We start from the raw sequence: 13,586 nt of genomic DNA, 5'->3' as shown, positions 1-13,586 counted from the left end.
TCACTTCCAAACAAACCCTAATTTTCTATTTTATATAGCAGGAATTTCCACTTCAATTGTCTAATGTTATATAGGTTTGTTGAAATATTCGAAACAACTTTGGAGGTTTTTTCATGGTAAAATATATATCAATTTTAGGTTCAACAGGATCCATCGGCACATCTGCATTAGATGTCGTTTCAGCTCATCCTGAACATTTTAAAATCGTCGGTTTAACCGCAAATTATAATATCGATCTTCTTGAGCAACAAATCAAAACGTTTCAACCTCGTATTGTAAGCGTTGCGACAAAAGACTTAGCAGACAAGCTTCGTACGCGTATTTCAGCAAATACAAAAATCACACACGGGACTGATGGCTTAATTGCAGTAGCTACTCACCCTGATTCAAATCTTGTATTAAGCTCTGTTGTAGGTGTTTCAGGATTACTCCCAACAATTGAAGCATTAAAAGCGAAGAAAGATATCGCTATTGCTAATAAAGAAACTTTGGTTGCAGCTGGACATATCGTAACTGAACTAGCGAAACAAAACGGATGTCGCTTAATTCCAGTAGATAGTGAGCATTCAGCTATTTTCCAATGTTTAAACGGAGAAAATAATAAAGAGATTGAGAAGTTAATTGTAACAGCTTCCGGTGGTGCTTTTCGTGATAAAACACGTGAAGAAATGCAAACATTACAAGCTAAGGACGCTTTAAAACATCCAAACTGGTTAATGGGTGCAAAACTAACGATTGATTCTGCCACATTAATGAATAAAGGCTTTGAAGTAATGGAAGCGAGATGGCTATTTGATATTCCGTATGAAAAAATTGATGTAATGATTCATAAAGAAAGTATCATTCATTCTTTAGTAGAATTTATTGATGGATCAGTTATGGCACAGCTCGGTGCTCCTGATATGAGAATGCCGATTCAATATGCGTTTCACTATCCTACTCGGCTACCTTCTTCCTATGAAAAATTAAATTTATTAGAAATCGGTAGTTTACATTTTGAAAAACCAGATTTAGAGAAGTTCCCTTGTCTACAATACGCATATGAATGTGGCAAAATCGGTGGTACTACTCCCGCTGTATTAAATGCAGCAAATGAAATTGCGAATGCACTATACTTAAAAAATGAAATTGCCTTTTTCGATATTGAAAAAACAATTTACAAAACAGTTGAAGCTCATCATAATGTAAAAGATCCTTCACTTGATGCTATATTGGAAGCGGATCAATGGGCACGCCAATATGCAAATGAATTGTTAATAAAAAAGAGATAAAACAGTTCCCCCACTGTTTTAGCTCTTTTTTTCATGTATTCAACTTAACAAATCTATAACCGTGTGTAACTAACACTTTTAATATCGCATATCCTGGAATGGCTAAAATAATGCCCATAATCCCGAATAAGTTTCCGGCAGTTAAAATGATAAATATGATTGTAATTGGGTGAATATCTAACTTCTTACCCATAACTTGCGGAGAAATAAATTTACCTTCTGCTAATTGTACAACCATCATTACAATAATTACCTTTAAAACCATCCCTGGCGAATCAATAAACGCAATAATTAACGCTGGTGTAATTGCGATAATTGGTCCTACGTACGGAACGATATTTACAATCATCGCTAAAATAGCGAGTAGTACTGCATATTTAATACCGATAATAAGGTAACCGATTAATAGCATAATACCGATAAACAAGCTAACTATAATTTGCCCTCTAATGTACGAACTAATCGCATAATGCATATCATCTAGTATTCTCATTGCTGCTGGTTGTCTTTGCTCTGAAATAAACTTTAAAAAGTGATTCGGCAATTGCTCACCATCTTTTAAAAGATAGAACAATATAAATGGAACCATTACAAATGTTAAAACAACCTCTGTAACAGTACTCAAAAATCCAGTTACATTCCCAGTTACTGATGATAATGACTTTGTAAAATCAACTGTGTATTCTTTTACCATATTCGCAACATTAATATTTAAATTCTCTTGAATTTTACCGAGTAAATTACTTTCCCCGAATCTACGTGCTGCTTGTTCAATCTCATGGCCAAAATACGGTAAGTTATCAATTAATGCATCAATTTGATCTTTAATAATAGGGATAACCGTTACAACTAAAAATACAAATAATCCTAGTACGATTAAATATATGGAAGCTATCGATACGATTCTTGAAACACCTTTCTTTTCTAAAAGCGAAACGAATGGATGTAAAATATAGAATAGCACGCCTGCTAATAGTACTGGGAAGAAAATTGTTTTTAAAAATACGATAAACGGTGTAAAAACAAATGATATTTTTGTTAGCAATAAAATATTAATGAACAATAACGCAAATCCAAGTAATACCGCCAAATAATTTTGTTCTCTAAAAAACTTTCTTAACTTATCTCTTTTTCTTATATTTATTTTCTCCAATGAAACCACCTCTTCGAATGATGAAAAGCCCTTATTCAGGGCTCTTCATCATAATCTATATATCTATTTCTTTGCAGCTTTCACTACAAATGATACAATAAAAATTAACACGATTGCACCTAATAATGCTGGCACGACATGAATCCCACCAAATGATGGCCCAAAGGATCCAAATAATCTACCACCTAACGAAGCACCTAATAAACCTGCGATAATATTTCCGAACATACCACCTGGGAAATTTTTACCTGTTATAGAACTAGCAATTGCACCTATAATAGCACCAACTATTAATGTGATAATCCATCCCATTTTTAGTCCTCCATTTCTATTATAGTTTGTATGATTTAATACAAACATATGTATTTATCATTGCTAATCATATTTCACTATAGAAATATATTTACTACTATTTTACATATGGAGATACATATATTATATGCAAAAAAGAAAAATATTGTCAAACTCACCCATAAAGCAATTATATTCATATACCATATTTAAAGGAGGCTTCATTATCTATGATTCTTAAGTTAAATTCCACTTCTTTTGAAGTAGCAACATCCATTTTACAGGTTCAAATTCCAGCTTATAAAGTTGAAGCAGACTACTTAAATAGTACTGCCATACCTCGTTTATATGATACTGTAAACGATATTCAAAATTGCGTTGAAACATTCTATGGATATTTTTCTGAAAATAAACTTGTCGGTTTTATTTCTTTTGTACAAGAAGAAAAACTAATCGATATCCACAGGTTAGTTGTATCCCCCGATTTTTTTCAAAAAGGAATCGCAACGAAACTCCTAATTTATATATTTAACATGTTTCCCTCTTCAATGACATACATTGTACAAACAGGTAAAGCGAATACCCCTGCTATTACTTTATATAAAAAACACGGATTCATTACAGTAGCAGATACAATACTTCCTGACGGTATGATTCTTACGCAATTAAAAAAAGACAGAATACACAAAATAATTTGACTTATTCGCTCCTTTATGTTATTTTTTACTTTATAAAACCTTTTGCTGAGTCCAAATTTTGGAGCGGGGGAACCATTTTTGTAGCTATGCTACTTGGGGCGAATCTTTTTTAAGTAGGGAAACTCTCACTTCCCGAGTCCGACAGCTAACCTCGTAAGCGTAATGGGAGAGGAAGGTGCTTTTTGCCTATGTTACACATTTTGCCTCCTTAATTATAAATATGGGATCGATATCAAATAGTCACCTATATTTATAGAAAAGGAGAATGTATTATGTTACGTTTATCTGATCACGCAATAAAAATGATGGAGCAAAGACTTCGAATTGAAAAACAACGCACATATCAAGCAAATAAGGTTGTAGATAACTTACATCACAAATACTTCTTTCAGCATATTTTTCAACCGAAAAGATAAGTACTAACCTTTAACAAAATACAGCGTACACTGAAAAAAGCGTACGCTGTATTTTTCATTTTCTTGCCTTAATAATAAAAGTAGTCGGCACCATTCTAGCTTTATATAAAGAATAATACTTCGTAGACGGCTCAGCTAGTTCTCCATCAAACGAGCTCGATGGTTCAGGCTCTTCTATTCTCTCAATTTTAAATCCCGCTCTATTTAACTCATTTATGTATGTACTTATTTTTCTCTTATATAATGTCGCTTGTACATTTTCTCCTTTAAATGTTTCAAACGTAATGGGCGTTTCCTCATGATAAGAAGACTTTATAGCAACTTCTTCCGTACCATACTGTAAGTTTGAATATACTGGGTGCTCCCAACTAAAAATAAAACTTCCCCCTGGCTTTACATATGAATAAATCAGTTCCAACGTTTTTCTTAAATCCGAAGTCCAACCTAATGCATAAATGGAATATACAATATCAAAATATCCTTTCGGAATATCTCCTTCTTCTTCCATTGCTCCGCATACTAACTTTGGATTCCAATCCTTTAACGTCTTATTCGCTATTTCAATTTGTGTACTCGAAAGATCAAGCCCCCATAATTCCTCTGCCCCTTGTTCCGCCATATATTGCAACGAATGCCCACTTCCACAGCCAATATCAAGAACCTTTTTCTTTCTGATTGAATCGAACAAACGAATCTCATCTTCAGACGCCGTATACGGACCATATTTAGGTAAACAATCCACTTGAAAGAAATAAGGTGCAACTGTATCCCAACACTTTTTATTTAAAGCTAACATTTGCGTACCTTTCATATTCTACATTCCCCCATCCATTTTTCTTTCTCTAATATTAATTACATATCATAACCAGATCGCCCTTTTCTCTTCGCCCGGTAGTTTTTCACTTTCGCAATCGTACCGCATGCTCTTCCTCCTTCTTCTCCAGCATACATGCCGCACCATCTTTTACTTCCATTTCGCGAATGATCATAAAATACCCAGCGACAATCTGGACATGCTTTTAACCTTCCCCACACATTTTCTTGAATTGACATTAACACAATGCTTAACACTTTTGTATACACATTCTCTTCATATACCGGTTCATATGTAATACCTTTCATATCATCCTTTATATGTACATGAAATGGGTATTTCTCTAACCATTTTTGCAATGATCCTTCGCCTTCAATTGTCATCCGAATATCTTCCCGAAAACCTCTTAATTCCTCTATTGTATGAAATGGAAACTCTTCATCAAAATATTCTTTCATAAAGAGCTTTATGTCTTCTTCTGTTTGCAGCAAATCAATTGGCTCTCTCGTATCGTTTGGTATTCTCCATGTATTTAAAAATTCCCGAATATATTCTAGTTCATTTGGAGCGTTTTGATTCAATTCGATCCACCTTCTTCTTAAAATTTACTTTTTTCTGACTTTATGTATAATTATAGTATAAAATAGTTAACCATCAAATAATTTTACTGGTTACATAATTAGGAGGATTTCTATGAAAAGTTTCTCAACACCGATACGTTTCATGCTTATTTCTTCATTTTTTATGTCTTTTGGGTATTTTGCAGTATACGCATTTTTAGCTATTTATCTATTAACCTTTCTTCATTTTTCTGCTGTCCAAGTAGGAACAGTGTTGACGGTTATGACAATTACATCACGAGTTATCCCATTATTCTCAGGGTTAATTGCTGACAAAATAGGCTATATCATTATGATGATAGCCGGTTTATTTTTGAGAGGAATCGGATTTATCGCTTTAGGAATATGCTCTGATTTCTATACAATTTCTATTTCTTCTGCACTTATTGGCTTCGGAACTGCATTTTACGAACCTGCTGCGCGCGCCATATTCGGTTCACAACCAGCTCATTTGAGAAAAAATTTATTTACATATTTAAACCTTAGCTTTAATTGCGGTGCAATAATCGGACCAATTGCAGGAGGGTTCTTACTCTTACTTGATCCAATCTATGCCTTCTCTCTAACAGGATCACTTATGCTGTTATTCGCTTTTATCTTTTACTTACTTAAAAATCACTTCCAAGTCACTACTGAAAACACGTCTATTACATTAGGAATACAGGCCATCTTACAAAACAAGTCTTTCCTTCTGTTTTCCTTTATCATGATTTTCTTCTATATTATGTTTACTCAGCTTACTGTCGCACTTCCACTTCATATGAAAAACATTAGTAGTAGCAATCAACTTGCTACACTCGTTATTACGATAAATGCGATAACAGGCGTCATATTTATGGTATTATTCCGAAAATTATTCCACAAATACAACACACTTTCAATTATTAAATACGGTGTTTTATTAATGAGTATTTCCTTTTTACTCATTCCTTTATTTCAACACCCATATTGGCTCTTTATTTGTGTAATTTTATTTACAATCGGTGAAACACTCGTATTACCTAACGCTGATATCGCTATTGCAAATTACAGTAATGAATCATATACAGCCACTTTCTTCGGATTTTATCAACTATCACTCGCATTTGGTTTTATCATTGGTAATTATACCGGTACATCTTTTACATCCAACTTAAGCGGAATGTATACACCATGGCTTATTTTTGGCGGAATAGGACTTATTGGTTTTATATCACTACATATTTTAAATATAAAAAAAGTGACCTCTAAAGAGGATATACACCTATGTAATACAAGCGACCTATAACGAAAAAGATTCGACCATCATCTTTGACAGTCGAATCTTTTTATTTTTCATATTCAAGGTGATTATGCCTTTTACAACCAAACAAATAGCACCCACCTATAAAATCCGTTTCAAATTCTAACCCTGGAACATATCCAGACTTGATACGTTCTACCATTGTTTTATAACAATTATTCTCTTCTGTATATTCCTCAATTAACTCTTTCTTATCGTTTTCTGTCCAGTTTTCTTCTACTTCTTCATTCTGAACATCTTCTATTTCTGCTGTTTTCGCTTCGATAGATTCCCGTATAACTTCATTTATACGGGAGAAATTATTCGTTTTATATAGAGCATACACAAATCTACCAATCCAATTAGGACTTTTCCAGCATTCTTTATATCCCTTTTCGAACCATTCAATTGCTTCTTTATAGCAATTCAACTCAACATATAAATCTGCTACATTAATTTCCCCTAAAAAATTATCAGATTCCCTGTTAAAAGTATCTAACTTCTCTTTTGCTTCTGTCGTTCGTTCTAAATCAATTAAACATTTTACATAGCTATACATGATATAGTCCGAATCCCCTGCAACTCGCAAGAAAAATTCTGAAGCTTTTTCCAGCTCTCCAAGGTTATAATGCGCTACAGCTACATTATGATATGCTTCATCTGATGGTTGAATCGAAATAGACTTTTGTAATGCTTCTTTCGCTTCTGTCCATTTTTCTTGTTTCATGTAAATGTCCCCTAAGATGTTATAAGGAAAGTATGAAGAAGGATTCAACTTAACAACTTCTCTTATTAATTCAAGAGCTTTATCATCATTCTCTTCCTCATAAAAGTACATCCAAGCCAGATTATTGAGAGATTGTACGTCTCTAGATTCATGTACTGCTTGTTGAAACAGTTCCATTGCTTCCTCATATTTATTTTGTTCAAACATTTCAATTGCCTTCTCATTAATGTTCAAATAACTACCTCCGAAGTAAATGAATTCATCTATTCCCTATCATTATTGTAAAATGTAAAAATTATAATTTCTATAAAAAAATTTCTTTCTCTCGCCTACATTTCGATTGAAATAGAAGCTAAGACATACGAATTTACAACAATCAGTAAATTTTTCAATCTCCCTTAAATTGGATATACACCCTGTTTTAATTTACATATTATGGTACAATTAAAAGGGTACTAACTAAACATTTACGCTCCACACTAGTAATCTAGCAATACCAAAATCAAAATTCACATGGAATTGAGGGGTGTTATGAAACAGAAATTAGCTGTTCTTCTATTCACTGGAATCATATTATCAGGATGTTCAACTATAGCAGAGAATTCTTTAGAAAGCGGGAAAGGCAGTATGGAATTATTAACACCAACGATCACAACAAAAGATAATGAATTAGAAATTAAAACTAAAGGCATTGATGAAAATAAAGTAACTTTTATTTATGTTGCTAATAAAAAAGTATTGGAACAAAAGCTAAAGAATGGTGAATCCTACAAGCTTAACATTAAAGATATCGAACACGCTCATAGGACGGACTACAAACCAAAAGTTCAACTTTTGCAAACGAAAGATGATAATGATGATGGAGAAATGGTAACCTTTAAACAAGTTAGATATACAGTTAAAAACTAATTTTAAAGTTGTTTCATTATAAATGTAACGAACGAAAATATCCTTTTAACAGAGTAGAAATGTAAGGGGTGCTAACATGAAAAGACGATGGATTTCTTGGTGGATTGGTAACATATTTTGGATTATCGTTTTTGGAATATGGACAGCTATTATTTGGCTACGAGATGTTGATGGGGCCGGTGTTACTCAAACACCCGGAATTAAATCAATATCACTTATCGTTTTATTAATCACGTTTATCATACCAGTATTTTTTCAAATTATATGGCTAATCATTAATTTGAGAATGAGTAAAAAAAATAATTATACGATTTAGCTTTTTGAATTAATAGATGAATATTTTTCATAAAAAAAGAGAGGAATCTACATCAAAATAGATTCCTCCCTTTTACATTTGGACTTATACTGCGCTTTTAATGCATCACTATTCCTCTTTTTTACGATGCATGTTCATCTTTCTTCTTCATTAACGCTCTTTTCTTCATCGCCTTCGTTAAATATCCACCCTTAAACGAGCGAATTTCATACGAAGACATAAACGCTTTCGGTGCAATTTCATTAATGATTTCTAAAAGCTCTTTCTCTCTAGAACGCTTTGCGACGATATCTAAGCGATAACGTATAGAATTAATACCTTCGCCTTCAAATACTGTAACGCCAAATCCAGAGTGACGTAACTCATCTACTAATTCATTACAACGGTCTAGTAAACTAACTTGATACGTAATATAACCAATTGCTAATTTATTCTCTATATAACCGCCTAATAACAGTCCCGCACTAAAGCCAATGACATAGGCAACGATGTTCATCCAATTTGATAAATCTTGAAACACAATACCTAAACTGACAATGTAAATAGCTCCTTCTAACAATCCAACACCAGCAGCGGATCTTGTTTGATTCTTTACAAGCAAAATCGTACGGATTGTTAAAATTGGAACGTAAATAATTTGAAGCACAAAAATAAGTAGCGCTTGTAACATTGGTATCCACCTCTTTCAAAAAGTCTTTTGTCATAATAACATACATAACCTTTAGAAATCGATGGGTTTTTTAAATTTTTTTTATTATTTTTCATACTATTGAAAAACGTAAAAAAGAAGCGTATTATATTTGTCGTTAATTTGATTACTTGTATAATATCGCTAAACTAAAAAAGGAACCCAATTAGGTCCCTTTCATCATAGCTCTATATTTTTCGAAGCATGTTCCCTTTGCTTCTCTTCTTCTTTCACTAATTGCATATTCGTATAAGCTAAATTTACAATCATTAAAAAGTGACCACCTAAAATACCTGTACCGAATGCCCACATTTCCATTTCATGCTCAATCTCATACATGATAATAGCTCCTAAAATAGCAGCTGCAAATCGGTTTAACACTCCTAATCCTGGAGCCTTTTCCTTCATTACGATACTTTTTCCGAGTTTCTCCACTCTGCGAGCTAATAACCAAAGACAATAGGCGCTTACTGCTAATCCAATACCAAACCCTGTCACTTGTTTTCCAAACGGAGTAATCGTCCACATAAGTAGTAAACCACTAAAGATCACATACAATTGTAATCGATATACACGTAAGGCTTCTTGAATCAAAATATCCGCTCCTAAGTTCTCATTTTTTGTACTTTAGAAGAAAAGCAGCAACTTACACAGTTGCTGCTTTCTCTTCTTCTTGTTCTTGTTCCATCTTACGAATTTCAACACGTTTAATTTGGTAAGCGTCTTTTTCTAACACTTTAAATTCATAACCTTCCGCCTCAACGTGTTGTCCTTCTTCGATTTCATGATTTTGCATCATAATCCATCCACCGATTGTATCCACATCATCTTCTTCGATGTGTAATCCAAATAAATCTTTCACTTCTGAAATAAGCACTTTTCCATCAACAATAATATGTTGCTCGTTCACATGTTGAATTGGTGGTGCTTCATCTTCATCATATTCGTCACGAATTTCGCCGACGATTTCCTCCAAGATATCTTCAAGCGTTACAATTCCGGCTGTTCCTCCGTACTCATCATATAAAACAGCCATCGGAATTCGCTTCTTCTGCATTTGAAGTAATAAATCGTGAATTGGAGTCGTTTCCATCACTTCAATAATCGGACGCATATACGAGCGAATAGATGATAAATCTTTTTGATCCTCGGTCATATATCGAATAAAGAAATCTTTTACGTTGACCATACCGATAATATCATCTTTATCTTCTCCAAAAATCGGATAACGTGTGTATCGCTCATTTTGGATTACTTTCATGTGTTCTTCTACTGAATCTTCCAGGTAGAAACCAACGATTTCTGTTCGCGGTACCATAATCTCTTTTGCAATGCGATTATCAAATTCAAAAATGTTATTTACATACTTGTATTCAGCTTGATTAATTTCGCCACTTTCATAGCTATCTGAAAGGATAAGACGTAATTCTTCTTCTGTATGAGCTACTTCATGTTCTGAAGCTGGCTTTAAACCGAATAAACCAGTTATCACACGAGCTGAACCGTTCAATACCCAAATAAATGGATACATTACTTTATAGAACATCATTAATGGACCTGCCAATAATAACGTTACCCTTTCAGCCTTTTGAATTGCCATCGTTTTTGGAGCTAATTCCCCTACTACAACGTGTAAATACGTCATAATCATAAAAGCAAGACCAAATGTTAATACTGATGAAATAGAAGGATTTAAGTTCCATTTCTCAAATAACGGGTGTAATAACTTTTCAATTGTCGGTTCACCTAACCAACCTAATCCCATAGCTGTAACTGTAATACCTAATTGACAAGCAGATAAATATTCATCTAAATTTGTTGTTACCTTTTTCGCTGCTAAAGCACCGCGTTTTCCTTCCGCAACAAGCTGGTCGATACGACTTGAACGTATCTTTACAATCGCAAACTCTGCTGCTACGAAAAATCCAGTAAATGCGATTAAAATCGCAACCATGACTAAATTAAATATTTCCAATGAATCCCCTTAGTTAAAAAACTAAGGTGTCCACCTCCTGTATACTATAATGTTTTCTTATTTGTTTGTTAGAAAACATAGCCCGATACAAAAATTAAAGAGGTCGGATTTCACTTATTCTATAATAATAGAGCAAGTGTCTGTATTAAAGCTGTCGTTTGACCTGATAAAGATTTCGATATTTTTTCACGTTGTGAATCAGTCAATTCATCTAAAAGCGGTTTTAACTCAGTAAGCTCCACTTCTAATCGATGAATATGGTCTGTCACTTCATTCACTTGTTTCGAAACGTGTTCATTGATACCGAGCAGCTTCTTCTTCTCCTCGATTTTCTCTTTAATCTCACAAAGCGGCATATGCATTTCTTTGCACTTCTCAATAAATTGTAATGTCTCAAATGCTGTTTCGTCGTAATAGCGATAATTAGATTGAGATCGCTCCGCTTTTAAGATACCTAGATTCGTATAATAATCAATCGTTCGTTTCGACACGTGAGCCATGAGAGCCAACTGTCCGATTCGATACACCTTCCCAACGATCTTCCCCCCTTGTTTATATTACTTACATCATACAACACTTAAACTGTACAGTCAAACGTGACGGTTTATTATTCACAATTTATACAAAATTCCAAGCTCCACCCTATTATTATTCAATACGAGTAATCTACACTCATACAATAAAATTACTAAACTATTACCTAATCACTACATTGTCTGTACCTTTTAACCTTTCTTATTTAAAAGCATATCCTACTAATAACGATTGCTTGTATAGGAGGGAATTAACATGAAAAAGACAATCATTTCTCATTTTTATAATGAAGAATACCTACTTCCATGGTGGCTTATGCATCACACGAAAATATTCGATCACGGCATTTTAATTAATAGAGGGTCTACAGATCGTTCCGTAGAGATTTGTAAACTATTAGCACCCCACTGGGAAGTACGAAATTCAAGATTTCTTGAGTTTGATCCAACTAATACTGATATTGAAGTGATGGAAATTGAAAGAGAAGTTTCAGGTTGGAAAATCGTTTTAAATACTACTGAATTCTTTTGTTGTAATAATACTGAAGAATTTTTTTCATCTCTTCATACACTAGGCCAAAACATGTATGCGATTAGAATGATTTTAATGATAGATAATCATAATTATAATTATTCAAAGCCTAGATATTCTATCCCCTTAGTAGAACAGCGATACCACGGTGTCTTCCCTTATAACCCAAATCTCGGATGTGCTTGGAGATTTATTCACAATCATCTAGACGGTGCATATTTACCTGGTAGACATCATTCGCGGCACGGATATATAATTTATGACTATCCTTCATTTATTTTAAAATTCTATTTTAGCCCTTGGAATGAACAATCAAAGGCAAGAAAATTACAAATTACACCTACCCTTTCAAAAAGGGGTATTCAAATGGGGCTTCAAACACATTACGGTCAATCTCCTGAAGTACTGGACATACGTTTTTTAGAGCTTAGTAACCTAACACAAGACCTCCGTCATAACCCTGAATATCAAGAATTATTCCCAAAATTCAAACCGTAATATTTTCTGCATCGTCATCACCTCAAACATTTTCATTCGCTTAATCAAAAACAATCTCATTTGCATAAAACATGAATACTGTATAAATAATAAATTTTTATTTTAGGAGGAAAAAATGAAAGCTGTTATTCTTGCTGGTGGGTACGGTACAAGAATTGGGGAAGAAACACATTTAAAACCGAAACCTATGATTGAAATTGGAACAAAGCCCATTCTATGGCACATTATGAGTTTGTATAGTCATTACGGGATTACTGAGTTTATTATTTGCTTAGGCTATAAAGGATATGCAATTAAAGAGTTCTTTCTAAATTACAACTTACACATGTCTGATTTCACAATACAGTTAAACGATAATACAATTACTAGCCATTCTCATCGTGTAGAACCATGGAAAGTTACACTAATCGATACTGGTGTAAATACCGAAACGGGTGGCCGAGTGAAAAAGATTCAAAATTATGTCGGAGACGAACCTTTCTGCCTCACTTATGGTGATGGATTAAGTAATGTAAATATAAAAGAACTTATTACATTCCATAAAAAACATGGAAAAATGGCTACTGTTACTGCCGTACAACCTCCTGGTAGATTTGGTTCTCTCATATTAGATAAACAGTCTGTAACATCTTTTCAAGAAAAACCATTAGGTGATGGCGGATGGGTTAACGGTGGATTTTTCGTTTTAAATCCTGAAGTTTTCAATTACATTAGTGGAGATAAGTCTGTTTTTGAAACAGACACTTTAGTTCAGTTAGTAAACAAAAATGAATTGGCCGCATATCAACATTCTGGTTTTTGGCATCCGATGGATACATTGCGCGATAAAAATAAATTAGTCGAGCTATGGGAAAGTAATAACGCTCCGTGGAAGGTTTGGTAAT

17 protein-coding genes and 1 riboswitch are annotated in these 13,586 nt (G+C 33.7%); of the genes, 8 read left to right on the top strand and 9 right to left on the bottom strand.

Annotated features, from left to right (window positions below):
- The first annotated feature begins 113 nt into the window (after positions 1 to 113).
- Positions 114 to 1,271: a 1-deoxy-D-xylulose-5-phosphate reductoisomerase gene (locus ACO6VI_RS17580; RefSeq protein ID WP_161519915.1), complete on the top strand. Its 1,158-nt coding sequence runs from the start codon at positions 114 to 116 to the stop codon at positions 1,269 to 1,271.
- 31 nt (positions 1,272 to 1,302) lie between these two features.
- Here the strand turns inward: ACO6VI_RS17580 and ACO6VI_RS17575 are convergent, their stop codons facing one another.
- Both ACO6VI_RS17575 and ACO6VI_RS17570 read right to left on the bottom strand, forming a co-directional pair.
- A complete protein-coding gene (locus ACO6VI_RS17575; protein WP_000411485.1) occupies positions 1,303 to 2,424 on the bottom strand; it encodes an AI-2E family transporter in 1,122 nt (373 codons plus the stop codon).
- A gap of 63 nt (positions 2,425 to 2,487) precedes the next feature.
- Complete coding sequence (locus ACO6VI_RS17570) at positions 2,488 to 2,736, bottom strand: GlsB/YeaQ/YmgE family stress response membrane protein (protein WP_000539730.1); 249 nt, start codon at positions 2,734 to 2,736, stop codon at positions 2,488 to 2,490.
- Positions 2,737 to 2,945: 209 nt separating this feature from the next.
- Between ACO6VI_RS17570 and ACO6VI_RS17565 the strand changes: the two genes are divergently transcribed.
- Both ACO6VI_RS17565 and ACO6VI_RS17560 read left to right on the top strand, forming a co-directional pair.
- On the top strand, positions 2,946 to 3,413 hold the full coding sequence (locus tag ACO6VI_RS17565) for a GNAT family N-acetyltransferase (protein ID WP_161519916.1): 468 nt from the start codon (positions 2,946 to 2,948) through the stop codon (positions 3,411 to 3,413).
- Positions 3,414 to 3,446: 33 nt separating this feature from the next.
- A riboswitch (cyclic di-AMP (ydaO/yuaA leader) is annotated at positions 3,447 to 3,589 on the top strand.
- A 96-nt stretch (positions 3,590 to 3,685) separates the two neighbouring features.
- The gene (locus ACO6VI_RS17560) at positions 3,686 to 3,829 is read left to right on the top strand and encodes a hypothetical protein (protein ID WP_000945243.1); all 144 of its coding nucleotides are present in this window, start codon (positions 3,686 to 3,688) and stop codon (positions 3,827 to 3,829) included.
- 55 nt (positions 3,830 to 3,884) lie between these two features.
- On the opposite strand, the gene ACO6VI_RS17555 is transcribed toward ACO6VI_RS17560, so the two are convergent.
- Together ACO6VI_RS17555 and ACO6VI_RS17550 are read right to left on the bottom strand one after the other, a co-directional pair.
- Positions 3,885 to 4,640: a class I SAM-dependent methyltransferase gene (locus ACO6VI_RS17555; RefSeq protein ID WP_063245668.1), complete on the bottom strand. Its 756-nt coding sequence runs from the start codon at positions 4,638 to 4,640 to the stop codon at positions 3,885 to 3,887.
- A 41-nt stretch (positions 4,641 to 4,681) separates the two neighbouring features.
- The gene (locus tag ACO6VI_RS17550) at positions 4,682 to 5,224 is read right to left on the bottom strand and encodes a CGNR zinc finger domain-containing protein (protein WP_001072930.1); all 543 of its coding nucleotides are present in this window, start codon (positions 5,222 to 5,224) and stop codon (positions 4,682 to 4,684) included.
- A gap of 112 nt (positions 5,225 to 5,336) precedes the next feature.
- Here ACO6VI_RS17550 and ACO6VI_RS17545 point away from each other — a divergent pair, with 112 nt between their 5' ends.
- Entirely contained in the window at positions 5,337 to 6,530 is a 1,194-nt protein-coding gene (locus tag ACO6VI_RS17545; RefSeq protein ID WP_097961334.1) for an MDR family MFS transporter, read from the top strand.
- Positions 6,531 to 6,570: 40 nt separating this feature from the next.
- Here the strand turns inward: ACO6VI_RS17545 and ACO6VI_RS17540 are convergent, their stop codons facing one another.
- Positions 6,571 to 7,485 carry a tetratricopeptide repeat protein gene (locus tag ACO6VI_RS17540; RefSeq protein WP_161519917.1) on the bottom strand — a complete coding sequence of 305 codons (915 nt, stop codon included), beginning with the start codon at positions 7,483 to 7,485 and terminating at the stop codon, positions 6,571 to 6,573.
- A 279-nt stretch (positions 7,486 to 7,764) separates the two neighbouring features.
- On the opposite strand from ACO6VI_RS17540, the gene ACO6VI_RS17535 reads away from it, so the two are divergent.
- Together ACO6VI_RS17535 and ACO6VI_RS17530 are read left to right on the top strand one after the other, a co-directional pair.
- Complete coding sequence (locus tag ACO6VI_RS17535; protein WP_202626568.1) at positions 7,765 to 8,160, top strand: hypothetical protein; 396 nt, start codon at positions 7,765 to 7,767, stop codon at positions 8,158 to 8,160.
- 76 nt (positions 8,161 to 8,236) lie between these two features.
- On the top strand, positions 8,237 to 8,476 hold the full coding sequence (locus ACO6VI_RS17530; protein ID WP_161519919.1) for a DUF3923 family protein: 240 nt from the start codon (positions 8,237 to 8,239) through the stop codon (positions 8,474 to 8,476).
- A gap of 121 nt (positions 8,477 to 8,597) precedes the next feature.
- On the opposite strand, the gene ACO6VI_RS17525 is transcribed toward ACO6VI_RS17530, so the two are convergent.
- The 4 genes from ACO6VI_RS17525 to ACO6VI_RS17510 form a co-directional block, all read right to left on the bottom strand.
- Positions 8,598 to 9,146 carry a DUF2179 domain-containing protein gene (locus ACO6VI_RS17525; RefSeq protein ID WP_000938438.1) on the bottom strand — a complete coding sequence of 183 codons (549 nt, stop codon included), beginning with the start codon at positions 9,144 to 9,146 and terminating at the stop codon, positions 8,598 to 8,600.
- Between the two features lie 198 nt (positions 9,147 to 9,344).
- Positions 9,345 to 9,758, bottom strand: a complete 414-nt coding sequence (locus ACO6VI_RS17520) for an ATP synthase subunit I (RefSeq protein ID WP_161519920.1) — start codon at positions 9,756 to 9,758, stop codon at positions 9,345 to 9,347.
- A 52-nt stretch (positions 9,759 to 9,810) separates the two neighbouring features.
- Positions 9,811 to 11,139, bottom strand: a complete 1,329-nt coding sequence (locus ACO6VI_RS17515) for a hemolysin family protein (RefSeq protein WP_000402258.1) — start codon at positions 11,137 to 11,139, stop codon at positions 9,811 to 9,813.
- A 119-nt stretch (positions 11,140 to 11,258) separates the two neighbouring features.
- Positions 11,259 to 11,666 carry a MerR family transcriptional regulator gene (locus ACO6VI_RS17510; protein WP_000285639.1) on the bottom strand — a complete coding sequence of 136 codons (408 nt, stop codon included), beginning with the start codon at positions 11,664 to 11,666 and terminating at the stop codon, positions 11,259 to 11,261.
- Positions 11,667 to 11,928: 262 nt separating this feature from the next.
- Here ACO6VI_RS17510 and ACO6VI_RS17505 point away from each other — a divergent pair, with 262 nt between their 5' ends.
- Together ACO6VI_RS17505 and rfbF are read left to right on the top strand one after the other, a co-directional pair.
- Positions 11,929 to 12,702: a glycosyltransferase family 2 protein gene (locus ACO6VI_RS17505; protein WP_000750972.1), complete on the top strand. Its 774-nt coding sequence runs from the start codon at positions 11,929 to 11,931 to the stop codon at positions 12,700 to 12,702.
- A 115-nt stretch (positions 12,703 to 12,817) separates the two neighbouring features.
- Positions 12,818 to 13,585 (top strand): glucose-1-phosphate cytidylyltransferase, encoded by a 768-nt coding sequence (gene rfbF, locus ACO6VI_RS17500; protein WP_000648807.1) that lies wholly within the window; start codon positions 12,818 to 12,820, stop codon positions 13,583 to 13,585.
- The last annotated feature ends 1 nt before the right edge of the window (position 13,586 follow it).

Source organism: Bacillus sp. PSXD-155 (assembly GCF_049310765.1).
Taxonomy (GTDB): domain Bacteria; phylum Bacillota; class Bacilli; order Bacillales; family Bacillaceae_G; genus Bacillus_A; species Bacillus_A cereus.
This window is presented reverse-complemented; position numbering and strand designations above follow the sequence as displayed.